The 24,101-nt window shown below is 62.3% G+C and carries 23 protein-coding genes; 7 read left to right on the top strand and 16 right to left on the bottom strand.

Annotated features, from left to right (window positions below; all coding sequences use genetic code 11):
* Positions 1-41 precede the first annotated feature (41 nt).
* The 5 genes from ICL81_RS08890 to sdhC are packed head-to-tail and all read right to left on the bottom strand — an operon-like array spanning position 42 to position 5,064.
* On the bottom strand, positions 42-1,514 hold the full coding sequence (locus ICL81_RS08890) for a YihY/virulence factor BrkB family protein (protein ID WP_188034541.1): 1,473 nt from the start codon (positions 1,512-1,514) through the stop codon (positions 42-44).
* A 42-nt stretch (positions 1,515-1,556) separates the two neighbouring features.
* Positions 1,557-2,324, bottom strand: coding sequence for a succinate dehydrogenase iron-sulfur subunit (locus tag ICL81_RS08885; protein WP_188023139.1), 768 nt, complete (start codon positions 2,322-2,324; stop codon positions 1,557-1,559).
* A gap of 3 nt (positions 2,325-2,327) precedes the next feature.
* The gene (sdhA, locus tag ICL81_RS08880; RefSeq protein WP_188034540.1) at positions 2,328-4,139 is read right to left on the bottom strand and encodes a succinate dehydrogenase flavoprotein subunit; all 1,812 of its coding nucleotides are present in this window, start codon (positions 4,137-4,139) and stop codon (positions 2,328-2,330) included.
* Between the two features lie 47 nt (positions 4,140-4,186).
* On the bottom strand, positions 4,187-4,633 hold the full coding sequence (locus ICL81_RS08875; RefSeq protein WP_188034539.1) for a succinate dehydrogenase hydrophobic membrane anchor subunit: 447 nt from the start codon (positions 4,631-4,633) through the stop codon (positions 4,187-4,189).
* Positions 4,634-4,650: 17 nt separating this feature from the next.
* Positions 4,651-5,064 (bottom strand): succinate dehydrogenase, cytochrome b556 subunit, encoded by a 414-nt coding sequence (gene sdhC, locus ICL81_RS08870; protein ID WP_353055480.1) that lies wholly within the window; start codon positions 5,062-5,064, stop codon positions 4,651-4,653.
* Positions 5,065-5,296: 232 nt separating this feature from the next.
* Here sdhC and ICL81_RS08865 point away from each other — a divergent pair, with 232 nt between their 5' ends.
* On the top strand, positions 5,297-6,433 hold the full coding sequence (locus ICL81_RS08865; protein ID WP_188034537.1) for a mannose-1-phosphate guanylyltransferase: 1,137 nt from the start codon (positions 5,297-5,299) through the stop codon (positions 6,431-6,433).
* 16 nt (positions 6,434-6,449) lie between these two features.
* On the opposite strand, the gene ICL81_RS08860 is transcribed toward ICL81_RS08865, so the two are convergent.
* From ICL81_RS08860 to ICL81_RS08845, 4 genes are all read right to left on the bottom strand, one after another.
* Positions 6,450-6,689 (bottom strand): helix-turn-helix transcriptional regulator, encoded by a 240-nt coding sequence (locus tag ICL81_RS08860; protein ID WP_353055479.1) that lies wholly within the window; start codon positions 6,687-6,689, stop codon positions 6,450-6,452.
* The gene (locus tag ICL81_RS08855; protein WP_188034536.1) at positions 6,690-7,067 is read right to left on the bottom strand and encodes a hypothetical protein; all 378 of its coding nucleotides are present in this window, start codon (positions 7,065-7,067) and stop codon (positions 6,690-6,692) included.
* Between the two features lie 330 nt (positions 7,068-7,397).
* The gene (locus ICL81_RS08850; RefSeq protein WP_353055478.1) at positions 7,398-8,090 is read right to left on the bottom strand and encodes a hypothetical protein; all 693 of its coding nucleotides are present in this window, start codon (positions 8,088-8,090) and stop codon (positions 7,398-7,400) included.
* Positions 8,091-8,094: 4 nt separating this feature from the next.
* Positions 8,095-8,964 carry a GntR family transcriptional regulator gene (locus ICL81_RS08845; protein ID WP_353055477.1) on the bottom strand — a complete coding sequence of 290 codons (870 nt, stop codon included), beginning with the start codon at positions 8,962-8,964 and terminating at the stop codon, positions 8,095-8,097.
* A gap of 197 nt (positions 8,965-9,161) precedes the next feature.
* On the opposite strand from ICL81_RS08845, the gene ICL81_RS08840 reads away from it, so the two are divergent.
* From ICL81_RS08840 to ICL81_RS08815, 6 genes are all read left to right on the top strand, one after another.
* Positions 9,162-10,250 carry an ABC transporter ATP-binding protein gene (locus ICL81_RS08840; protein WP_188034535.1) on the top strand — a complete coding sequence of 363 codons (1,089 nt, stop codon included), beginning with the start codon at positions 9,162-9,164 and terminating at the stop codon, positions 10,248-10,250.
* Positions 10,251-10,334: 84 nt separating this feature from the next.
* Positions 10,335-11,525, top strand: coding sequence for an extracellular solute-binding protein (locus ICL81_RS08835; RefSeq protein ID WP_188034534.1), 1,191 nt, complete (start codon positions 10,335-10,337; stop codon positions 11,523-11,525).
* Positions 11,526-11,676: 151 nt separating this feature from the next.
* Entirely contained in the window at positions 11,677-12,561 is an 885-nt protein-coding gene (locus ICL81_RS08830) for an ABC transporter permease (RefSeq protein ID WP_188034533.1), read from the top strand.
* A 26-nt stretch (positions 12,562-12,587) separates the two neighbouring features.
* Positions 12,588-13,397, top strand: coding sequence for an ABC transporter permease (locus ICL81_RS08825; protein WP_188034532.1), 810 nt, complete (start codon positions 12,588-12,590; stop codon positions 13,395-13,397).
* 516 nt (positions 13,398-13,913) lie between these two features.
* Positions 13,914-15,530: a DHA2 family efflux MFS transporter permease subunit gene (locus ICL81_RS08820; protein ID WP_188034531.1), complete on the top strand. Its 1,617-nt coding sequence runs from the start codon at positions 13,914-13,916 to the stop codon at positions 15,528-15,530.
* Positions 15,527-16,021: a MarR family winged helix-turn-helix transcriptional regulator gene (locus ICL81_RS08815; protein WP_188034530.1), complete on the top strand. Its 495-nt coding sequence runs from the start codon at positions 15,527-15,529 to the stop codon at positions 16,019-16,021. Before ICL81_RS08820 ends, ICL81_RS08815 begins: the two co-directional genes overlap by 4 nt.
* A 118-nt stretch (positions 16,022-16,139) precedes the next feature.
* Here ICL81_RS08815 and ICL81_RS08810 read toward each other — a convergent pair whose 3' ends face one another.
* The 7 genes from ICL81_RS08810 to hemE all read right to left on the bottom strand — a co-directional run bounded on the left by ICL81_RS08810 (position 16,140) and on the right by hemE (position 24,050).
* The gene (locus ICL81_RS08810) at positions 16,140-17,216 is read right to left on the bottom strand and encodes a linear amide C-N hydrolase (RefSeq protein WP_188034529.1); all 1,077 of its coding nucleotides are present in this window, start codon (positions 17,214-17,216) and stop codon (positions 16,140-16,142) included.
* Between the two features lie 90 nt (positions 17,217-17,306).
* Positions 17,307-18,653: a glutamate-1-semialdehyde 2,1-aminomutase gene (locus ICL81_RS08805; RefSeq protein WP_188034613.1), complete on the bottom strand. Its 1,347-nt coding sequence runs from the start codon at positions 18,651-18,653 to the stop codon at positions 17,307-17,309.
* Positions 18,650-19,636, bottom strand: coding sequence for a porphobilinogen synthase (hemB, locus tag ICL81_RS08800; protein WP_188034528.1), 987 nt, complete (start codon positions 19,634-19,636; stop codon positions 18,650-18,652). The genes ICL81_RS08805 and hemB overlap by 4 nt, the downstream gene beginning before the upstream one ends.
* On the bottom strand, positions 19,633-20,463 hold the full coding sequence (locus tag ICL81_RS08795; RefSeq protein WP_188034527.1) for a uroporphyrinogen-III synthase: 831 nt from the start codon (positions 20,461-20,463) through the stop codon (positions 19,633-19,635). The genes hemB and ICL81_RS08795 overlap by 4 nt, the downstream gene beginning before the upstream one ends.
* Positions 20,460-21,512 carry a hydroxymethylbilane synthase gene (hemC, locus tag ICL81_RS08790; RefSeq protein WP_188034612.1) on the bottom strand — a complete coding sequence of 351 codons (1,053 nt, stop codon included), beginning with the start codon at positions 21,510-21,512 and terminating at the stop codon, positions 20,460-20,462. The genes ICL81_RS08795 and hemC overlap by 4 nt, the downstream gene beginning before the upstream one ends.
* A 5-nt stretch (positions 21,513-21,517) precedes the next feature.
* Positions 21,518-22,987: a protoporphyrinogen oxidase gene (gene hemG, locus ICL81_RS08785; protein ID WP_188034526.1), complete on the bottom strand. Its 1,470-nt coding sequence runs from the start codon at positions 22,985-22,987 to the stop codon at positions 21,518-21,520.
* A complete protein-coding gene (gene hemE, locus ICL81_RS08780; RefSeq protein ID WP_188034525.1) occupies positions 22,971-24,050 on the bottom strand; it encodes a uroporphyrinogen decarboxylase in 1,080 nt (359 codons plus the stop codon). The genes hemG and hemE overlap by 17 nt, the downstream gene beginning before the upstream one ends.
* Positions 24,051-24,101: the final 51 nt, after the last annotated feature.

The following is a 24,101-nucleotide window of genomic DNA, read 5'->3' as shown; positions in this document are numbered from 1 at the left end:
GTTAGGTACGTCGCACGCGGCGCCCAAAGCGCCAACAGCTACTATTCTGCCGTACTCTTGTGCTCGGTTTGCCGAAGCCGCTGTTTTAGGGTGCGCTGGGGGCGTTTGGGCTCGATCCGCGCGAGCAGATCGCCGTCTTCAACCTTCGCACCAGCGCGGGTCACGAAGCTGACATACCCGGTGCCAGATGCGCGGATCGCTTCCTCTGCGACGTACCCGGCGTACGGATCTTGAGCTGCTTCGTCGACGAGACCTGGGATCCGCTCACTGGCTTTTCCTGACACCGTGACGAGCAAGTCCCCTGAGCCGATAAAGGCCCGGTCTGGCACAGCCCATTCGTTCACACGACCGGTGATCCCTGCGCGAATCTCGAGTGTGTGCTCAGTCGGCTCTAGCGTGTCGTCGATGACAGAATCACCCGACACTGCTGCAAAGGCGAGCGCCGCAGCCTGACCAAACCGGTAACCGCCGGCGTTCCGGTTCTCGGCCGCAAGCACCTGACTTGCCGGGCTCACATGTGTGATGCGCGATGGCTCCTCAGTAGGTGTGTGCACCCACTGCATCGGCAAGCCATAGCTCGGGTGGATGCCTGTGGCGATCCAGGAGGACGTGAGCAAAATCACGCGACAAATCAGGTTGAACCACAGGAGCAAACCGATGAACACCGCAAACGATGCCAACAGCGGATTGCTCGTTGCACCGCCGAGAAGCAAGCCGCCAAGGATCTTGAGCGCCAACAATGCCGCGCCACCAAGTCCGCAGCCAAACAACAGCGGTCGCCATGGCACGCGAATCTCAGCCAACATACGGTGAATGGCAACAAGCACGAGTACATCCACCAGGAACAGCAATGCGTAGCGGATCACCGTACCGAGCCAGGTCAACAACCAGGTAAAGTGTGGTTCGCTGAAAAGGCCGAGTAGCCAGTGCATAACGTTGCTGCTCAGAACCGTGAGAGCCGCCGAAAGCACCACCGCGAGGAGAAGCAGGAACGCGAGGCCGAAGTCGCGAAGCTTGAGAATTGCAGCGTTGCGGTAGCGCTTCACTTCGAGGCCAAAAATAATGCGGACCGAGCGTCTGGTTCCGGTGAACCAATTGATCGAGATCCAGAGGAGCGAGGCGCCTGCCGCGAGGCTCGTCCAGTCGATGATGCGGGTGGTCGTCAAGCTCTTGAGTGAAACCGCCGCGTTATCCTCGCCCACCAGGCCTGGAATGAACGTATTGATCTGGTCGACAATGGTGTCGATGAGTTCGGTCTGGCCACGCAGGAAGATACCGAAGATACCAAAGCCCACCCAAAGTGCCGAGAACACCGCGAATAGCGCCTGGTAACTCATACCGGAAGACATGACCACGCCGCCGATGTCGACAAAGTGCGACCAGGCTCTGAACGGACGCGTATGCTGCACCCAGGCCCACAGCGCTTGCACGCCCTGCACACGCTCCTGACGGGACGACGAGACCCCACCAATCTCGGCCAATACTGGGCGGAGGTTGGTGGGGTCTGTCGTCATAGTGAACTCAGAGTTCGTGCGCGTAGCCCGAACCTATCTGAATTAGTTGGTCTTGCCGCTGAGGATCGCAGACTTCACTTCAGCAATTGCCTTGGTGACCTGGATACCACGGGGGCATGCCTCCGAGCAGTTGAAGGTCGTGCGGCAGCGCCACACGCCTTCCTTGTCGTTGAGGATGTCAAGACGAACCTGAGCGTTGTCATCACGCGAGTCGAAGATGAAGCGGTGTGCGTTCACGATCGCTGCGGGGCCGAAGTACTGACCATCGGTCCAGAAGACGGGGCACGACGAGGTGCACGCAGCGCAGAGGATGCACTTGGTGGTGTCGTCGAAACGCTCACGCGAAGCGATGTCCTGGATGCGCTCTGAGCCCTCGGGAGGGGTCGTGTTCGCGACGAGGAACGGCTGCACCTCACGGTACGAAGCGAAGAAGGGCTCCATATCAACGATGAGGTCCTTCTCAAGGGGAAGACCCTTGATTGCCTCAACGTAGATGGGCTTCGTAATGTCAAGATCCTTGATCAGGGTCTTGCATGCGAGGCGGTTGCGGCCGTTGATACGCATAGCGTCCGAGCCACAAATGCCGTGTGCACACGAGCGACGGTAGCTGAGCGTGCCGTCAACGTCCCACTTGATCTTGTGGAGCGCATCGAGGATACGGTCAGTCGGGTACATCTCGACATCGAAGTCTTCCCAGTACGCCTCTTCCTGCTGCTCCGGAAGGTAGCGGCGGATGAGGAGCGTGACGGTGAAAGGCTTAGGCGCGTCGGGAGCGGCCGTCGTTGCGGCCTCTGCGGTAGCGGTGCTCATGACCTAGTACTTCCTCTCCATGGGCTCATAACGAGTGAAGGTGACTGGCTTCCAGTCAAGGCGGATGTGGTCATCGGGATCAGCCGAGTGCGGATCGCCCGAGAGGTACGCCATGGTGTGCTGCATGTAGTTCTCGTCATCACGCTTCGGGTAGTCGTCGCGCATGTGACCGCCACGGCTCTCCTTACGGTTACGAGCGGTGTACGTGAGCACCTCTGCAAGGTCGAGCAGGAAGCCCAGCTCGATTGCTTCGAGGAGATCAGTGTTGTAGCGGTAGCCACGGTCCTGAACGCCAACGTTCTTGTAGCGCAGACGCAGGTCGTGGATCACTCCAAGAACCTCGGTCAGCGATTCCTCGGTGCGGAACACCTGAGCGCCGCGGTCCATTGCTTCCTGCAGCTCGCGGCGGAGATCCGCTACGCGCTCGGTGCCGGTGCCGGTGCGGAAGCTCTCGACGAGCTCGCGCACCTCCTTTGCCGGATCTTCAGGAAGCGCAACGAACTCTGCCTCGTTTGCGTAATCAGCTGCGCGGTTACCCGAACGCTTGCCGAAGACGTTGATGTCGAGGAGCGAGTTGGTGCCGAGACGGTTGGCACCGTGCACCGAAACGCACGCGCACTCGCCGGCCGCGAAGAGACCAGGAACAACGGTGTCGTTGTCCATGAGCACCTCTGCGTCAACGTTGGTGGGGATGCCACCCATTGCGTAGTGTGCGGTCGGGAACACGGGAACCGGCTCGACTACCGGGTCAACGCCCAGGTAGGTACGAGCGAACTCGGTGATGTCAGGGAGCTTGGTCTCGAGAACCTCTGCACCGAGGTGGGTGCAGTCGAGGTACACGTAGTCAGCGTGGGGGCCAGCGCCACGGCCGTCGAGGACTTCCTGCACCATCGAACGAGCGACGATGTCACGGGGTGCGAGGTCCTTAATGGTCGGTGCGTAACGCTCCATGAAGCGCTCACCACTCGCGTTACGGAGGATCGCGCCCTCACCACGTGCACCCTCCGTGAGGAGGATGCCAAGGCCTGCGAGGCCGGTCGGGTGGAACTGGTAGAACTCCATGTCTTCAAGGGGCAGGCCCTTACGCCACACGATGCCAACGCCGTCACCGGTGAGGGTGTGAGCGTTCGAGGTGGTCTTGAAGATCTTGCCGAAACCGCCGGTCGCAAAGACGATCGACTTCGCCTGGAAGACGTGAATCGCACCAGTCGAGAGCTCGTATGCCACGACGCCAGCGGGCTTGCGGTCCTTGCCTTCACCGGTCATGACCAGGTCGAGAACGTAGAACTCGTTGAAGAAGTTCACGCCGAGCTTGACGCAGTTCTGGAACAGCGTCTGCAGGATCATGTGGCCGGTGCGGTCTGCTGCGTAGCATGCACGACGAACTGCTGCCTTGCCGTGATCACGGGTGTGGCCACCGAAACGGCGCTGATCGATCTTGCCGTCAGCCGTACGGTTGAAGGGAAGGCCCATGTTCTCGAGGTCGATGACCGCGTCGATGGCTTCCTTGGCGAGGATCTCCGCCGCGTCCTGGTCGACGAGGTAGTCGCCACCCTTGACCGTGTCAAAGGTGTGCCACTCCCAGTTGTCGTCCTCAACGTTTGCGAGAGCTGCTGCCATGCCGCCCTGTGCCGCACCGGTGTGCGAACGGGTCGGGTAAAGCTTGGTGATAACCGCGGTCTTAGCCTTGGGGCCAGCCTCGATTGCTGCGCGCATACCTGCGCCACCAGCGCCGACGATGACAACGTCGAACTGGTGATAAGTGATGCCGTCCTTGACGGTAACTTCCTCGCCCACGTGGGTATCGGTGGTCACGTTAGTCCTAACTTCGTTTCAGTACGTCTGTGTGTCGTGAGTCAGGCTTAAACAGCCGGGCAGAACGACGGAAGCAGGTCGGCGGGGGTGCCGGCCGGGCAGGGGTTCAGCGTGTAGATCACGAGCGTGCCGAGAAGGACCAGCACAGCTACCGAGATGAAGAGCAGAACCTTGAGGATCTTTGCGACACCGGGGCGCGTGACGTAATCGTTCACAATGGTGCGCATGCCGTTGCCACCGTGAATGAGTGCGAGCCACAGCAGGAGGGTGTCCCAGACCTGCCAGAACGGGCTTGCAAGCTTGCCAGCGACAAAGCCGAAGTTGATTGCGTGAACGCCGCCCTCAGTGAGGAGGAGGTTCGATGCGAGGTGACCGAACACGAGCACGACGAGCAGAACGCCCGAAACGCGCATGTAGATCCAGCCCCACTTCTCCCAGTTCGTGTTCTTCTTCGCAGGCTTCTGCGAGCGGGGAGCTTCAATAGTCATAGCCATGGTGTTTTCTCCTCGCCTTAGTGACCGAACACGTTCATGAGGTGACGGGGCAGGAAGCCTGCCATCGTCACTGCCCACAGGGCGATAACGATCCAGAACATAGTCTTCTGGTACTTGGGACCCTTGCTCCAGGAATCGACGAGGATCACTCGGATGCCGTTGTATGCGTGGAACACGATCGCTGCAACGAGAGCTGCCTCGCCAAGTCCCATGATCGGGGTCTTGTAGACGCTCATCACCGCGTTGTAGCCCTCGGGGCTCACACGAATGAGTGCAGTGTCAAGCACGTGTACGAGAAGGAAGAAGAAGATCGCAACACCGGTGATACGGTGCAACACCCACGACCACATTCCTTCGTTACCGCGATAGAGCGTGCCGCCGACTTTCGTCTTCGGCTTCGCCGCCGCGGCCTGTGCAGTTTGGGCTGTCACGAGCTTCCTCCTTAGCTCCGCATGCGCCGACGTCGCCGGCGTTTGAAGATGAGAACGGTGCTTCGACGCAAGAAATCCGCTCGCCGCCAACAGGGCACACGAACGGGTCGCGGGCATCGAAGTAGAGTTCCGCTACCTTCCATTATGACACCATGTTTGCGTCGCCCGCGTCGCAGAGACTTCTGGTTTTCCCTACAGCGCCCTGAAACCGTTCCCCGTAAGCTTATGAACCATGACCGATTCGACTGTCACCAGCCCCGCTCTTGATCGCCTGACGTGCGTGATTCCCGCGGGAGGTGTCGGTTCTCGGCTGTGGCCGCTCTCCCGCGCAAATGCACCGAAGTTTCTGCTTGATCTCACTGGTTCTGGCGATTCTCTCCTACGCGCTACATGGGACAGACTGACCCCTATCGCACCCGCGGAGCGCATCATGGTCGTAACGGGAAATGCTCACCGTGAATCAGTTCAGGTGCAGCTTCCCGATCTCCTTTCTTCCAATCTCATTACGGAGTCAGAGCCCAAAGACTCTTCTGCCGCCGTCGGGCTCGCAGCTGCAATTCTTGAGCTGCGTGATCCAGATGCGATCATCGGCTCGTTTGCGGCCGACCATGTCATTCGCGGCGACGTGCTCTTCCGCCGCGCGGTTGCGACGGCGGCCCACGCTGCAGATCAAGGCTCAATCGTTACCATCGGCATTCATCCAAGCCACCCCTCGACGGGCTTCGGGTACATCGCGTGCGGCCCCGCTCGGAGCGACATCGCGCCATTCGACGTCTACAGCGTGACCGAGTTCGTTGAGAAACCCGACCAGGCCCGTGCAGAACAGTACCTCGAGCGCGGTAACTACCTCTGGAACGCAGGCATGTTCATCGCCCGCGCAACCGTGCTGCTTGACCAGATGGCAGAGTCACGCCCTGAACTCGTTGCAGCGCTTCGCGAGATGGCAGCGTCATGGGACACGAAAAAGGGCGCCGCTGTACGCGAGTGCCTCTGGCCGACGCTTGAGAAGATCGCAATCGACTACACAGTCGCTGAGCCGGCAGCAGCTGCAGGCAAAATGGTCTGCGTCGCCGCACACTTCGACTGGGACGACGTCGGCGATTTCGCATCCGTCGCAAACCTTCTCACCCGCGGCCGCGGCAGTGGGAGCGATCTCGCCGTGCTCGGCGATGGCGCCCAGGTACTGTCTGACGCATCGAGTGGCATTGTCGTCTCAGAGAGCGACCGCCTGGTCGCTCTCGTGGGCGTCGAAGATGCCGTGGTCGTCGACACGCAAGACGTACTGCTCGTCACCACGAAAGCACGCGCGCAAGACGTGAAGAAGCTCGTCGAACGCATGCGCGTCACCGGCGGCGGTCACCTGCTGTAGGCGTGTACTCGCACGATCATTCGCCTACGCTGTGACCACTCACCTCGCGGTGAAAGGACAAGAGGTCACCGGGTTGGCACTCGAGAGCTTCGCAAATAGCTTCGAGCGTCGAGAACCGTATTGCTTTGGCGTGGTTATTCTTCAGCAGCGAGAGATTCACCACAGACACCCCAACTCGCTTCGAGAGTTCTGTCAGCGTCATTCCGCGCTCGGCTAGGCGTGCATCCAGGGAAACAATAATGCGTGTCTCTGGCACCTAGACCACCCCATCAGCTTCACGTGCGAATCGACCGCTCGTTCGCATCGACCATCCAATCACAGCGATGCCGATACCGACGAACACTGGTACAGCATTCAGGCCTGACAGGAATCCTGGCTCCAGCCAGTCACCAGATCGCGCATACAGATCAATCGACAGCGATTCAGATGCGAACTTCTGAGCCTTTCCTGCCAACAACGAACCTGCGGCATAGAGCATGCCTGCCGTGATGGTGAGACCCGCTAGCGTCTTCCATCGCAGCTTGCCCACGAACAAGAGAATGATCGCGACGATCGCGAGCAGCGCGAGCAGAATCGTGAGCAAATTCTCGAGCAGCGCCGCGGTGCGGAATAGCCCAACCAAGTCTGCTGACACGTTCGTCACCCCCACATCTGCATACCCGTTTGCCAAGTAGTCCACTTGGTTTCCCCACCCGGCACCCATCCGTTCGATCTCATCAAACGGAAGCGGAATACTTGCGTGGACGCGACCACCCGCCAACTGCTGCAGCGTACTGGCAAGACCACTGACTGCGAATACCGCGGCCCCGCAAGCAAAGATCATCCCTACCCGGCCAATGGTCATTGTGGAAAGTGAGCGCCGAACAATTGGCGAATCATTATGTTTATCGTTACGCATGCCATAACGATAAACATAAAAGCTGAGAGTGCGCCGAACATCCCTTCCACGCCAAGAACGAGGCGTCTAGTCGCTGTACAGCACGAACGGATAGCGCTCAGACCGCACCGCGTGCGCCTGCGCCCCGCGATACCGATCACCAGTTTCATACTCATCCGACGACGAGACAACGACGCGACCGCTGAGATTCACGAGCGTGGCATCGGTCAACCCGAGCCCTCGCTCAAGCAGTTGCTCCTCGATGTCGCCAACGAGCACGTCAGCGCACACCACGCCCCAGAAGTTGCCATCAACGCTCACCGGGACAGTCGAGGTAATGGTCACCTCGTTCGAGCACAGGTAGTCAACAAACGGGCCGGCACTGTGACGCTCACCGGTCTCGCGCGGCACCCGGTACCACTCAAGACGTTCGAGATCGATTGCCGCCTTACCGGGACCAAAGGTCGACGATGCGAGCAGTGATTTTTCGGGCCCCTGCCACCACGCGAGCGGGTTACCTTCAGTCACGAGCGCATCGCTCGCGCAGAATCCGGCACCGTAAATCGGCCGGTCGACAAAGTCGAGAATCTTATGCGCCGCGGGCTCCACGAGTGCCGCAAGCTGAGCACCCGTCAGGCCAGTCTTGGCATGGAGCCGGAGCTCATCGATAAGGGTTGGTATCCACGCATCAAGCGGCGCAAACACACCATCGAAGAAGCTATCGACGCGTGCCATCGCTGCGCGTGCAATTGCGTCACGCTCAGCGTGGTCTACCGACACGCTTTCACCCAAGATCCACCTGCTCCATTGACTGTTGATCCACGCGCCTCTGATCTGCAGCTGCGCGAACTTCGCTGATTGTTTTACCGGCGAGCAACTCTGCTCGGAATCCTACAAGCCAGCGAACCGATCCTCGCACACTCTCACGCACAATGGCGCGTACCTGCTCTACATCACCCCCATTTGTCGCGGAAATCTGCGCATCCAAGAATGAGTGAGTGAGCGCGCGCGCCACCTCATCCCCGTCTTGCAACGCGAGCAACGGAGTAAATTCTGTCTGTACCCTGACGTGCTCTGTCGTCAGCCGCACTGATTGACTTAGGGCAGCGAGTTCAAGCTGCACCTCGGTGATACGTCGCCGCCAAAGATCCGCTGGCAGCTCGCGCGCGCCGTCAAGCATCTCGCGAACTACGTCAAGCTCACCTTCGGTGGCGCGCATGCACGCGTATTCCGCGCACGCAGTCACGATGGTTTCGTAGTGCACACCAAGATCGGCAAGCGCGAGTCTGGGCAATTCAACGAGCGACCGCGCGTTCACTTCTTCGACCGCACCGTGGCTCGTACGAACGAAGCTGCCACCGTTACGGCCGCGCTTTGTTTCGATGAGGTCGCGAGTGCGCAGCACTCCGAGGGCCTCACGCACTGTCACGACCGCAACACCAAAGAGGTGCGAAAGCTCGGTCTCGCTTGGGAGCCGCTCCCCCTCCACAAAGGCACCGACGGTAATCGCCTGCACGATCCGCGAAATGACCAGCTCAGCACGCCCTTCTTCCCCGATAGGCGCGAACGCCGCAGTGCGCAGACGAGAGGTACCGGGGGCCGTGCTGTCGCAATTCTCACGCAGCAGTGTCGGCGGATCGGTGGTCTCGGTCACATGTTCCTCCGGGCTCCTATGGGGTGCTGTTCTTTGCTTCCGAGGACGAGTCTGGCACACAACGCCCGAACCATCCTGAGTGACAACGTAACCGAACCGTGATCGAAAATCTCCCTTTTCGGTTTAAAACATTTAATCCCATATGTTAGTTTTCATATCATTCAAGTTTTCGACACCGTTGTTGAGGAGCCCGCGACATGGCCAATAACTCCGCCCCCACGCTCAATTCCAATGAGAGCGCGGTTTCCCTTCGCGGGATCCTGAAGCAGTTCGGTGATTTCACCGCGGTGAAGGACCTCGACATGGAGATTCGCAACGGCGAATTCTTCTCGATGCTCGGCCCTTCGGGCTCCGGCAAGACGACGGTTCTCCGCATGATTGCGGGCTTCGAGGAGCCGACCGCGGGCCAGATTCTGCTGCACGGCACCGATGTGACGCGATCCGCACCCTTTGACCGCGAGGTCAACACGGTGTTCCAGGACTACGCACTGTTCCCCCACCTCTCGATCGCAGAGAACGTTGGCTACGGCCTGAAGGTGCGCGGCGTTGCCAAGGCAGAGCGCACGAAGCTCGTCGGCGAAGCGCTCGAGCAGGTTCGCCTGAGCCAGGTCGCAGGCCGCAAGCCATCGCAGCTCTCGGGTGGCCAGCGTCAGCGCATCGCGCTCGCACGAGCACTCATCCTGCGCCCGAAGGTGCTCCTGCTCGATGAGCCGCTCGGCGCGCTCGACAAGCAGCTGCGCGAGCAGATGCAGGTTGAGCTCAAGCAGATCCAGCGTGAGGTTGGCATCACCTTCATCTTCGTCACACACGACCAGGAGGAGGCGCTCACCCTCTCCGACCGCGTCGCTGTATTCAACAACGGCAAGATTGAGCAGGTTGCCTCACCGCGCGAGGTCTACGAATTCCCCGAGACCGAGTTCGTTGCTCGCTTCCTTGGTGTCACCAACATCATTTCCTCGGAGCTGTCGCAGCGTTACTTCGGCAACGCAGATCTCCACAGCCTCCGCCCCGAGCGCGTCTCGCTCGTCGACGCGAGCGCTCCCACTGCGGGCGAGGGCACCGTCGAGATTGCTGGCACCATCGCCGAAACCGTCTACGCAGGAGCGCACACTCGCTACCTCATCGACGGCGCAGATGGCGAGCGATATATCTCGGAAGCGCAGAACGCACACCTCCCGACCACGAGCATCGCGATCCGCCGCGGCGACAACGTCCGCCTGCATTTCCCCCGCGAGTTCGCCACTGCGATCCCCGGCACCGCCGGCGCGCAGGCCGCTGCGGCCTAAGGCGATCCGCGCCCCGCATCGCGGCCCCGCGCACCTCGCTCCCCAACTTTCTCACCCGTAAGACACATCAACAAAGGAGTTCTGATGAACAAGAAAAAGGCACTCATTGCGCCGCTCGCAATCGCGGCCGCACTGGGTCTCGTACTGACCGGTTGCTCCAGCAGCGATGCTGGCGGATCCGGCGAAGCCGGCGGCCTGCAGATCGATGTCCCCGAGATCCCCATGATGACGGAACTCGGCGACCTCGAAAAGGAAGTCAACATCGTCGCATGGTCGGGCTTCGTTGAGCCCGCATGGTCGGATCAGTTCACCGCAGACACCGGTTGTGTCGTCAACCGCAAGGTTGCCGCAACCAGTGATGAAATGGTGACCCTCATGCGCACCGGCGAGTACGACCTCGTGTCGGCATCGGGCGACGCGAGCCTCCGCCTCATCGTCGACGGCAACGTGCAGCCGATCAACACCGATCTCATTCCGAACTTCGGTGATGACATCGTTGCCGGCATGCAGGGCCAGCTCTATGACACCCTCAACGGCAATGCTTACGGCGTACCCATCGGTCGCGGCGCAAACATCCTCCAGTACAATACTGAGGTCGTCAAGGAAGCTCCCACGAGCTGGGACGTCGTCTGGGAGAAGGACAGCCCGTACGCAGGCAAGATCGCTGCATACGACAGCCCCATCTACATCGCTGACGCCGCGATCTACCTCATGAAGCACCAGCCTGACCTGGGCATCACGAACCCCTACGCGCTCGATGCAGACCAGCTCGCAGCAGCAACCGAGCTCCTCAAGCAGCAGAACCCGATGGTGTCGGAGTACTGGAGCCCCGCAACGAACGTCACTTCGTTCACCGGCGGCAACTCGGTCGTTGGCACCTCGTGGGAAGTGCTCCGCAAGGCAACCGGCGATGACGCAAAGTTCGCAAGCGTTCTTCCTGAAGAGGGAGCGACCGGCTGGTCAGACGCATGGATGCTCGCAGCTGACGCAAAGAGCCCCAACTGTGCATACGAGTGGATGAACTACACCTCGGCACCCGAGGTGAACGGCGCAATCGCAATGAACTTCGGCATGGCCCCCGCAAACGCCGCGTTCTGCGACACGAGCGATGAAGCAAAGGCACACTGCGAGGCGTTCAACGCAACCGACGAGAACTACTACGACCAGGTGTGGTTCTGGACCACCCCGATCGACCAGTGCATCGACGGCCGCACCGACGTCCAGTGCACCAACTACCAGGACTGGACCAAGGCCTGGCAGACCGTGAAGGGTTAACCACCCTTCATTCGTGGGGCGGATCGGACCGCTTTGGTGATCCGCCCCACGGCACCCCTCTCATCGCGCGCGACTTCTCCTGAGCCAGCGCCACACCCCGCACGCAATACCGCGCGCTCCCCCGCACGCAGCCAGTCAACGAGGACACCCCGTGAGTACTCCATCTCTTCTCGAACGCCGCCCGAAGCCGCTCTCGACCGCGCTCTACCGGCGCCCCAAGTCGCGCCTCGCAGCGCTGCTCACACTTCCTATGGTCTGGCTTGTGGGCGTCTACATCCTGTCGCTCGCGATGCTGCTCATCACAGCGTTCTGGACGACGGATCCATTCACTTCCCGCGTCAAGCCGGGCTTCACGCTTGAAAATTTCCAGGATCTCTTCACGATCCCCGCGTACCTCGCGACCGCAGGCCGCACGCTCGGCATTGCTCTCGCGGTGACCCTCATCTGTGCGCTCTTCGCGGTTCCCCTCGCCGTCTTCATGGCGCAGGTTGCAGGCCCGAAGCTGCGCGCGGTGCTCGCAGTGCTCGTCACGCTCCCGCTCTGGGCCGGCTACCTCGTCAAGGTCATCGGCATGCGCCTCGTCTGGACCGAGCAGGGCTTCTTCAACTGGGCACTCGAACCGCTCGGTATTTCGGGTCCCGGCTTCGGCATCATCACGGTGACGCTCACGCTCGTCTATCTCTGGTTCCCGTACATGGCGATCCCGGTCTTCACCGCGGTCTCGCAGATTCAGCCCAACCTGTTCGACGCGTCGTCCGACCTTGGCGCCCGCGGCGGTCGGACGATCCGCACCGTCGTCACTCCCCTGCTCATGCCCTCACTCATCGCCGGCTCGATTTTCACGTTCTCGCTCAGCCTTGGCGACTACATCGCGGCGCAATACGTCGGCGGCAGCACGCAAATGATCGGCACCGTCATCGCGCAGAACATCAACCTCAACCCGCCGCTCGCGGCAGCTTTCGCGATCGTCCCGATCGTCCTCGTCGTCATTTACCTTTGGGCAGTTCGTCGCACCGGCGCGCTGAACAACCTCTAAGCCCCCTGTAAGTCGGAGGAAACATCATGCTTCGCTTGAGCCGCACTACCAAGATCATCCTCGGCGCGATCACCGCTATCGTGCTGGGCTTCATGTACATCCCGATGTTCGTGATCATCATGAACTCGTTCAACGCAGGCCGGGTTTCGGGTTGGCCTATCCCAGGCTTCTCGCTCGAATGGTGGCACAAGGCGCTCGTTAACCCGGCCGCGCACGCTGCAATTCTCAACTCGGTCATCGTGGCCGTCATCGCAACCGCGATCGCGCTCCTGCTGGGTACGCTTGCCGCGTTTGCCCTGCAGCGCTTCAAGTTCTTCGGCCAGAATACCGTGAACCTGCTCATCATCTTGCCGATCACACTCCCCGGTATTGTCACCGGTGTCGCGCTGTCGAATACCTTCCACCAGGTACTCAAGCCCATGGGCATCCACGTCGGCTACTGGGGCATGATCATCGCACACGCCACCTTCTGTGTGGTCATGGTGTTCAACAACGTGATCGCACGCTTGCGCCGCATGAACCCGAACCTCGAGGAGGCCTCGATGGACCTCGGCGCCGGCATCATGCAGACGTTCAAGCTCGTGACGTTCCCGCAGTTCCGTAGCTCGTTCATCGCTGGTGGTCTGCTCGCCTTCGCGCTGTCGTTCGATGAGATCGTCGTCACGATCTTCACGGCACCGCCTGGCGTCGAGACGCTGCCGCTCTGGATCCTCAACCAGATGGGCCGCCCGAACGAGGTCAACCAGGTGAACGTCATTGCGACGCTTATGATCCTGCTGTCGCTCATCCCCGTGTACTTCTCGCAGCGGGCACAGCGCGAGGCAGATGCCACGTAAGACCGGCTTCGCTTGGCCCGGGGCGGTCTCACCCGGTCATGCTTGAGCGGTGTGGTGCAGATTCTTTCTGCGCCGCACCGCTCTTGTGTTTCTGGGGGCGGTGGTGGGCGGATCCGCGCCCGCCTGTTTCCGTAGATATGTAATCGGCCAAAAATCTGCAGAAAAACAGCCCAAACAGCATATTGACGGCCGATTACCTATCTACGGCAAATGAGGTGTTTGGCGGGTCTGTCGGGCGGACGGGCCAGACCGGCTGGGCGGGCCGAACAGCTCAGGGGCATGGGGCCTCGGAGCGCGAGCTGGCGGATCCGCCATCTTCACTGAGCCTCGGTCAGAGAAAGCGAGTTCGGTCGTGCGGAATTGCCCAAAACTGCACTCATTTAGGCAGCTTTCGCTACCGGGCGCAATCGCACCGAAATCACACCCCAGCCCACTCTCAGACAGTTAGTTGATAAATAGCAACCAATTCATATATAGTTGACGACTATCAACTAATCGAGAGGATCTCATCCGCGAATGAGTAGCACCCTAACAACCGGGTCGGTGAAGACACACCTCGAAGGCGTCCTCACTGGACGCGCAAAGAACATGGCCCTCGCAGGCCTCTTCCTCGCAAACTTCGTTTCCATGCTCGCAATGAACGTCGTCGGCACCTCGATGCCGATCATCATTGCTGACATCGGCGGCACCCAGGCAGCGTTCACCTGGGTCGTCACTGCGACCATGCTCGCGAGCGCAATTTCGACCCCGATCTGGGGCAAGCTCGCTGACCTCACCAGCAAGAAGGTACTGCTGCAGGTTGCGCTCATCGTCTTCATCATCGCGTCGGCATTGGCCGGCTTCGCGCATGATTCCACGTGGCTCATCACGTTCCGCGTACTGCAGGGCATCGGCGTCGGCGGCCTCGGCGCCCTCGGCCAGATCGTTCTCGCAGAGATCGTCAGCCCGCTCGAGCGCGGCAAGTACATGGGTATTCTCGGCGCAATCATGGCGGTTGCGACCGTCGGTGGCCCGCTCCTCGGTGGCCTGCTGACCGACACGGTCGGCTGGCGCTGGAACTTCTACGTTGCAGCCCCCATCGCAATCGTCGCGATCATCATGCTGCAGAAGACGCTGCATCTTCCGGTCATCAAGCAGAAGATCAAAATCGACTACTGGGGTGCAGCCCTTATTTCAACCGGCTTCTCAAGCCTCCTCATCTGGATCACCCTCGCTGGCTCAAACTTCGACTGGGTCTCATGGCAGTCGGCCCTCATGGTCATCGGCGGCATCGTCCTTTTGGTCATCGCCGTGTTCGTCGAGCTCAAGGTTGAAGAGCCGCTCATTCCGCTTGACCTGTTCAAGAACCGCACCTTCACGATGGCCTCGATCGCTTCAGTCGCTGTCGGCCTTGCAATGATGGGCACCGCGGTGTTCCTCGGCCAGTACATGCAGTTGGCGCGTGGCCGCACGGTCATCGAGTCGAGCCTGCTGACGCTCCCGATGATGGCTGGCGTGCTCATCTCGTCGACCATCGTCGGTCAGCTCATCACCAAGACCGGTAAGTGGAAGGGCTACGTCGTCACCGGTGGGTTCTTGCTGCTCGCGGGCCTCCTCCTCATGGGCCAGCTGCGTTACGACACGAACTACTGGTACGTCGGCATCTCGATGGCGATCCTCGGCGCTGGTGTCGGCATGACCATGCAGAACCTCGTCCTGGTCGTGCAGAACACTGTTGATCCGCATCAGCTCGGTGCATCGAGCTCGGCAGTCACCTTCTTCCGCACCATCGGCGGCACCGCTGGCATCTCGGTAATGGGCGCGATCCTGGCGCAGAAGGTCACGACCTTCGTTGGCGAGGGCATCGCCCATCTGTCGCCCGCAGACATGAAGGGCGCAGAGGCGCTCGCTGGCGGTCAGCTGCCGAAGATCGCTGACCTTACGGCTCCGATCCGCGAGGTGGTCGAATCGGCGTACGGTCACGCAATTGGTAATATCTTCCTGTACGCAAGCCCGGTTGCAATCGTTGCGATCGTTGCGATCCTGTTCCTCCCGAACCTGCCGCTCAAGACCAAGAGCAATGCAGAGCGGATCGCAGAGCTTCGAGCAGCTGAGGCTGCTTCGGCAACTGAAGAGCAGAAGGACCAGGCATGATCTCTGACGGTGACGAGCGAACATCACTTGTCACCGGTCTCCTCTCGGAGCTCGGCCAGACGGTCGCGCTCACTCGGCGACGGTGGGCACACGTCTCTGAGGGTATGTGCCCTGGCTTGAGTGGCCTTGGTCTCATCACGCTACAGATCATCCTGCGTTCTGGCCCCATCAGTGCGAAAGAAATTTCGACCCGAATGGGGATCGACAAGGCCGCCGTCAGCCGTCAGGTAGCGTTTTTGCGCAAGCAAGAACTCATTACGGAGTCTGAGTCGCCGCACGATCGTCGCGTCATGCTCCTCACGCGCACCGAGCAGGCTGAGGCACTCATTGAGGAATTTCGCGCTATTCAGGCTGCGAACTACATCGACCGTCTCACCGATTGGACACCAGAGGAACTGACAGCTCTTCGGACGCTCCTGCACAAGTTCAACGAGGCGAACGAGTACGAGTGCAGCCGCGGGCCAGCATCGGATGCTTCAGATAAGCAATAGCTCCGCACCACGCAAAAGCGCCAGTATTCACAATGATGAGTACTGGCGCTTTTGCGCTGTCTGGAAGGCCGAGCTGATCTGCGCCTGAGTGTGCAGGGGCGGATCAGCTCGCTCGTCCTTAGGAGGCCTTCATGAGCCCCTGAAGCTCCTTGATAACTGCAGCGAACTCGTCCTGCTTCTGCGATGCGACCTGGAGGAAGCGCAGACCCAGCTTGAGCCCCTTGTCAGTCAGCGGGCTGACCTCTTTGAAGAGACCGCTCACATCGCCGGCGATGCCACCCTCGAGCGCCATCTTGCCGACGAGGTCGAGCTTCATTTCGGGGAGCCCCTCCGAGAAGTCGAGCGACTTGAAGTCGACCCAAACAATGTTCGGACGGGTAGTCGATTCGAACGAGTAACGCTTGTTCGTCAGGTCGAGCACAGTCTGCCAGATGGTCTGCGACGCGTCGGGCTTGCCGGGATCCGGGATGCGGAAGGGCTGCGCAACGTTACGCATAATGCTGAACATTGCTGCCATCGACTCCAGCTGGGTCTTCGGCTGCTTCTGACGTTCGACGTAGTACGACGCACGTGCGAAACGGTCGGTTGCAAGCGTGGTGCCGCCGATTGGCTTGTCACCGCCGAGACCCTCGTACTGCTTCACAAGCTCGAGCTGCTGATCGTAGGTCGGCGAGTTCGTCATGACCTTGTACTCGCGGCTGTGGTACACCTTGGGCTTGCCATCGGTGTACTCAATGATTGCCGAGTCACCGGTTGCGTCGTTGAGCGCGAGGTGCAGGCTCGGCGGAGTACGGCGTACCGGGTCCATGAGCTCAGCGATCTGTACCTGCGACTCTTCGGTCCACGCGACTGCTTCAGCCACGGTCTTGAAATTGTCGAGGTAGTACTGCAGCCACACTGCCTGGCTGAGCTGCAGGTCGCCCTCAGCAGGGGTGCCGTAGTCCGACTCTGCAAGCCACAGGATGTGGCCCGCGAGACCTTCTTCGTTCATGCCGTCGCACGCGACCATGTCGAACGCGGTGGCGATGATGCTGCCGTACTTGGCGGTCCACGTAATCTTGCCGTTCACGCCGTCGTTGCGCTCGATGCCCCGAGGGAGCTTCCACAGGTTCGTCAGGAGATCAATGTTGAAATCCATGTTTCGGCCGACTACAACTGCGCCGTTCGCGTCGGGCCAAACTACTCGTGTGCACATTAGCTTTGTGGTGCCTTTCTCCTGGCTGTTAACTGCATCGTAGCGGGATTCTCATTGGCTGGGCTTAGACCGTCGCAGAGATTCAAGAAATTACGCTGCGGCTGCAGCGGCACGTGCCGCTGCAGGCAGCACAGCGGCAATTCGTTCGAGCGCGACGGCGTCATGAGCGGCACTGACGAACCAGGTTTCGAACGGACTCGGCGGCAGGTGCACACCGCCATCGAGCATCGCGTGGAAGAAGGCGCGGTACTGAGCGGTATCTTGCTGCAACACCTCGTCGTAGGTGTGCGGTGCCGCGGGGAAATCACCAAACAGCACGCTCAGCAGCGTGCCGGCTCGCTGCACGCGATGCGAAACTCCAGCTGCGGCGAGCGCGGTCGAGGTTTCGTCTGCGAGGGCGTCTGCGAACCACTCGATCTGGGAGTACGCGCTCGAGTCTGCTGCACGCATCGTGGCGAGGCCCGCAGCTACGGCGACCGGGTTTCCTGACAGGGTGCCACCCTGGTAGACGGGACCGAGAGGCGCGAGGAGGTCCATGAGTTCGGCACGACCGCCGAGTGCGGCGAGCGGGAGGCCACCGCCGATGACTTTGCCGAAGGTGAAGAGGTCTGGGCGCTGCCCTGGCACAATGTCTGGCCGCTCAATGCCCCAGTAGCCCGATGCGCTCGCACGGAACCCGGTGAGTACCTCATCGGTGATGACGAGCGCACCGTTCGCGTGGGCGATGCGCAAGAGACCGGCGGTAAACCCGGGCGCTGGTGGCACGATGCCCATGTTGGCTGCGGCCGATTCGGTGATGATCGCAGCGATCTCACCGGGATGCGCAGCGAACGCGGTCTCGAGTGCGGTGAGATCGTTGTACGGCAACACCAACGTCTGGGCTGCGTTCTCAGCGGTCACGCCCGCTGAGCCTGGCAGCCCGAAGGTGGCGAGGCCCGAGCCTGCCGCGGCGAGGAGCCCGTCGGAGTGACCGTGATAGTGGCCAGCGAACTTGATGATGAGCGGTCGGTTGGTCGCCGCGCGTGCAATGCGGATGGCCGTCATCGTCGCCTCGGTGCCGGTGGAGACAAGACGCACGCGCTCGACGTCGGGCATGCGCCGCATGATCTCTTCGGCGAGGTCTGCCTCGGCAGGAACGGACGTACCGAAGCCAAGACCGTGGGCTGCAGTTCGCTGTACCGCTTCAACGACCTCAGGGAGTGCGTGGCCGAGCAGCGCGGGACCCCACGCACCGATGAGGTCGACGTATTCCGTCCCCTCCGCGTCAGTAACTCGCCAGCCTTGGCCGCTCACCATGAATCGTGGGGTGCCACCGACGGAGCCGAAGCCGCGTACGGGCGAGTTCACCCCACCTGGAATCGCGCGAGCAGCGCGCGCGGCGAGGTCAGCGTTGCTCACAGCGTTGCTCTCGTGGTGGGTCTGATCCGCGCCGTTCATCGCAGCCACCCCGCAGCCTCGGTAGCGAAGTAGGTGAGGATGGCATCAGCTCCGGCACGACGGATGCCAACCAGAGACTCGGTGATCGCGGCTCGGCGGTCGATCCAGCCGTTGGCTGCAGCAGCCTCGATCATCGCGGCTTCGCCTGACACCTGGTACGCCCACACGGGCACCTGGCTCACGGCAGAAACGTCGGCGAGCACGTCGAGGTAGCTCATCGCCGGCTTCACCATCACGATGTCAGCGCCCTCTGCCGCGTCAAGGGTAGCTTCGCGTAGCCCTTCACGCCGGTTCGCGGGATCCATCTGGTAGGTACGACGGTCACCGGTCAGCTGCGAATCAACGGCCTCACGGAACGGACCGTAGAACGCAGATGCGTACTTCGCCGAGTAGGCCAGGATCGCAGTGTTAATGAACCCCTCACGATCGAGTTCCACTCGCACCGCGGCAACCTGGCCGTCCATCATGCCGGAGAGGCCAAGCAGCTGTGATCCAGCTTCAGCTTGCCGAAGTGCCATGTCGCAATACCGCGCAAGCGTCGCATCGTTGTCGACGTTCTGACCCCCTGGGGAAAGTACTCCGCAGTGCCCGTGGTCGGTGAACTCGTCGAGGCAGAGGTCGGTCTGCACTACGAGCGCATCACCCACCTCGGCAGCGACCGCCCTGGTCGCCTCGTTGAGCACACCGGCAGGATCGGTCGCAGCGCTTCCGATGGCATCGCGATGCTCGGGGATGCCGAAGAGCATCACTCCCCCGACACCGGCAGCGGCGGCTTCTGAGACGGCTGCACGCAGTGAGTCCATCGTGTGTTGCACGACCCCGGGCATCGACGAGATCGGTCGCGGCTCGGTAATCCCCTCGCGCACGAAGACCGGCAGCACCAGGTCACGCGGATCCACCCGCGTCTCAGCAGCAAGCTGCCGCATGGCAGGGTTCGCCCGCAGGCGCTGTGGGCGCTGAGTGGGGACGGTGAAGTGTGTCATTCGGGTGCTCCTTGCGATGGGTGTGAAGAGTGAGTCAAGTAGGTGGCAGCGAGCGCGTCAACGGCGCCTCGCGCGCTGTGGATAGTGGCGATGATGGGCGCGGATCGTCCCAGCCGCGAGATCTCAGCCGCGGTCGGCGAGCCGATGGCTGCGAGGGGCACGTGCGCGAAGAGTTCAGGGAATCGGGAGTGGAGTGCGCGCGCGCAGGATCCACTGAGCACCAGCGCAGCGTCAACCGCGGTGGCGATCTCTGCATCTCGCGCTGGGTCTGCGGGGACAACCACCGTCACATAGGCGGTCACGCGGTCTGGCAGGTGACCGGCTGTGAGCAGCGCTTGCTCGAGCGTGGGTGCCGCGATGTGTGAAAGCGGCAGCAGCACGCGGGCGCCAATCTGACGATCAAGCGCACGCACGAGCGCTTCACCGAGCGCCTCCCCCGTGTATTCGGTGGGCATGACCGCCACCGTGAACCCCGCGGCAGTCAACACCTCGGCGGTGGCTGGGCCGACGGCCGCGATCCGCCCACCGCGCTCAGGCATCGCCCCGGCGGCAACAAACGCCTCGGCTCCCCGCGCGCTCGTGACAGCACACCAGTCGTAGGCGCCGGCATTCCACCGCGCGACCGCGGCAGTGAAGGAAGCGGCCAGATCCTTTTCTAGTGGCTCGGTTGTGAGCAACGGTACAAGCACGGGATCACCACCGAGTGACCGCACGTGTGCCGCGATCGTTGCGCCATCCTCTGGTCCGCGCGGCACGAGCACGCGAATCCCAGTGAGCGGCCGGGCCCCGGCTCCTGGCCCTGCCCCGGGCAGCACCGGCTCACTCACGCGACCACCTGCAGCGCAGGGTCATACGGTCCGGTCACCCCGAGCGTCCCTGCGGGTGCAACGTCGAGCGCACCGCGCGCAATGAGTTCCCGCGCGACTCGGGCACCGAGCTCTGCGGGCACCGCATCAGTCAGGCTGCGGTGGTAGGCGGCGGATCGATCCGCGCCCCATCCCTGCCACTCATCACTCGCGGTGACCGTGACCTGGCCGCTGCCGTCCTCCGTATATACCGCCGCCGTCAGCTCGATGCGGCCGTCCACGATGTGCGCGGAGGCGCCAACGGGCGCAGCACACCCTGCCTCGAGTGTGCCGAGCAGCGCGCGTTCGGCGAGCGATTCGGCCCGAGTCACCGGGTCATTGAGCGCGGTGAGGGCTGTGAGCAACACTGGCTCGGACGCATCACTCGCGCGCACCTCAATCGCGAGTGCGCCCTGGCCGGGAGCCGCGGGGGCGACTGTCAGTGGGAACCGCTCCGAGATTGCGTCGGCGCGGCCCAGGCGGTCGAGCCCGGCGCAGGCGAGGATGACGGCGTCAAGATCCGCGGTGATGCGTGCAAGCCGAGTATCGACGTTGCCGCGCAGATCAGTGACGCGCAGATCCGGGCGGCGCGCGAGTAGCTGAGCAGTGCGGCGCGGAGAACCGGTACCGATCAGCGCACCTGTGGGCAACGTTGCGAAGGTGAGCCCGTCTCTCGCACAGAGCGCATCACGCGGATCAGCACGCTCAGGCACCGCCCCGAGTGTGATCCCCTCGCAGGGTCCGGTCGGCAGGTCCTTGAGCGAGTGCACCGCGACGTCACATTCTCCCGCAAGCAGCGCATCACGCAGGGCGCTCACAAACACCCCGGTGCCACCGAGCTGCGCGAGCGGTGCCCGAGAGATGTCACCGTGGGTACGAATGATGACGAGCACCACTTCGCAGCCGGTCGCGCGCGCGATTGCCTCGGCCACGGTCGTGGTCTGAGTGACGGCGAGCGCACTGCCGCGGGTGCCGATCCTGATGCGGTTCGGAGCTGCGGCGACTGGGCCGTCAGCGCGGGTGACAGGAATGAAGTTCACGACGTGACACTTTCTGTTGATGCTTGACGAAGATTGCTGATGAGGTCGCGGGCTGCCGTGCGCGCACCAGGGATGACCGAAGCGAGCCCCGTGCCGTGCACCCAGTCACCAGCGACCGCGATACGTGACGGGGTCGCCACGACCTCGCAGCGTTGCCCGCCGGCATGCCACTGCTGCCGCACACACGCCTGGATTGACGCGTCAGCCAATTCCACACCCAGCAGTTCCGATGCGTCCTGTAGTGCGAGTGCACGCACTACAGCATCGGACAAGCCGACGGTCTCGGGTACCGTTCCCGCGCGACCATACGACAGCCGCAGTACGTGCTCGCTCGGCCCGCGCTGCGCCGCACGGTCAGGCCACTTCGCTGTGACGTGCGTGAGTGCCTTCGCTCGCACCGTTTGCTCACCAGCCGGCGCGACAAGCATGCCAGTGCCACGCGGCGCGGCGTCCAATCGCGCGTCAGTCAGCGCGAGAGCCACCACCTCCACCACGTCACTCAGCTCAGTTGCAGGCAAGGAACCCTCACCCCACCCGAACAATGCGCTCGCCGCAGACTGCTGAGTGGCGACGACGAGACCATCAGCCTCAGCCACACACGCGCCAGTTTCGTTTCGGAGGATGATGCGGTCGCGATCCGCGCCCCCGATCGCGACAATCGTGACGCCGGTGCGGATCTGTACGCCGAGGCGTTCCAGCTCATGTTCCAGCACGTCGATGAGTCGGAACATCCCACCGGGAAGCGCAGCCACCGCACCACCAGCCGACAGCGCAGACGCACGCAATTCACGCGCCGCACGCACCAACCCTCCAGTTCGCACGTAGGCGTCGTACAGTCCAGGAATAGCACCCACCGACATGAGCTCGGGCTCCCGCGAATACACCCCTAAGCACACCGGTCGCACGAGCCGCTCAAGTACCCGCTGCCCCAATCGCGTGCGCACGAGCTCGGCGAGCGAGGTGTCTCGCGTGACCCGGGCGCGGATCGGCCACACCTGACCAGCTGAAGCACGCAATGCCCCGCCCCAGCCGAGCACACTGCGCGACGCCCGTGACAGCGGCCGCGCCGGAATCCCCACCGCACCACCGGCAGGCAACGGCAGGGCCTGACCATCCGCAAACACCCACGAACCGAGCGCAGCAGGTGAGACGATCTCGTCTGCAATCCCGAGATCGACGAGCAACGCCTGCACACCACCGTTTCGCGTCGCAAAGGCCTCAGCCCCGAGGTCGACGCGATGCCCGGCAAGCATGGTGCTCGCGATTCGACCTCCGAGGGAGGTCTCGCGTTCGAACAGCGTCACCTGCGCACCAGCGCGCGCCAGCTCCCACGCAGCCACCATGCCCGCGACACCGCCGCCAACGACCGCGGCTGTCGCACGATCAGAGCGATCAGAGCAGGCAGAGCCAACAGAGCCCGCAGAGCCAGCTGGCCCTGCCGAGTCAGCGCTAGCCACGCCAGGCATGTGCAAACTCCACGATCCGGGTGAGTACCTCAGGGTCAGTCTCAGGCGGCACACCGTGCCCCAGGTTCAGCACGTGGCCAGGGGCGCGCTCGCCGCGGGTGAGCACGTCGGCGAGGTGTTCTTCGAGTGCCACCGGCCCCGCAAACAGCAGCGCGGGGTCGAGGTTTCCCTGGAGCGGAAACGCGTCGCCGAGGCGGGCGCTCGCCTCATCAAGGGGGATCCGCCAGTCCACACCGAGCGCGTGCGGCTCCACGTCCGCAAGCGCTTCGAGCAGGTGGCCCGATCCGACCGCGAAGTGAATGATCGGCACGCCGGTCTCGCGCACAAGCGACAGTGCACGCCGGGACGCTGGCGCTACGGCCGCGCGATAGTCGGCGACGCTCAGCGAGCCAGCCCATGAGTCGAACAACTGCACCGCACTCGCGCCAGCTTCGACCTGCGCTTCCAGGAAGACCGCGCTGAGGTCTGCAGCCCAGTCCAGCAGTGCAGCCCACACGCCGGGGTCGGAGTGCATGAGTGCACGCGCCTTGAGGTGTTCACGCGACGGCCGCCCCTCGACGAGGTAGGCGGCGAGCGTGAAGGGCGCGCCGGCGAAGCCGATGAGTGGCACGTCACCGAGCTCAGCAACTGTCAAAGCGACCGCCTCGCGTATCGGGTCGAGCGCGGCCCGGAGACGTTCAGGCGAATGCTCGGCACGACAGCGCGCCACATCAGCAGCAGTGCGCACGGGCTGCGCAAAAACCGGCCCGGTCCCGGCGACAAGATCGACGTCGACTCCGGCAAGTAGCAGCGGGACCACGATGTCACTGAAGAACACCGCGGCGTCAACGCCGTGCCTGCGCACAGGCTGCAGGGTGATCTCTGAGGCAAGCTGCGGATCAAGGCAGGCATCGAGCATGCGGTGTTCAGCACGCAGCGCACGGTACTCCGGGAGGGAACGGCCAGCCTGTCGCATGAACCATACGGGGACACGGTCAGGACGATCGCCGCGGAGCGCGCGGATCAACGGCGAACCGCTCGTGCGCCCCGAAATGAGCGGGTGGGTTGCAGGTAAAGCATTCATCGCACCAGATACTAATACCCACATCTGATGTATCACATCTGATGTACTCAG

The organism is Leucobacter sp. cx-328 (assembly GCF_014530035.1).
Classification (GTDB): domain Bacteria; phylum Actinomycetota; class Actinomycetes; order Actinomycetales; family Microbacteriaceae; genus Leucobacter.
The sequence above is the reverse complement of the archived record's forward strand: the minus strand, read 5'-3'. Positions and strand labels throughout refer to the sequence as shown.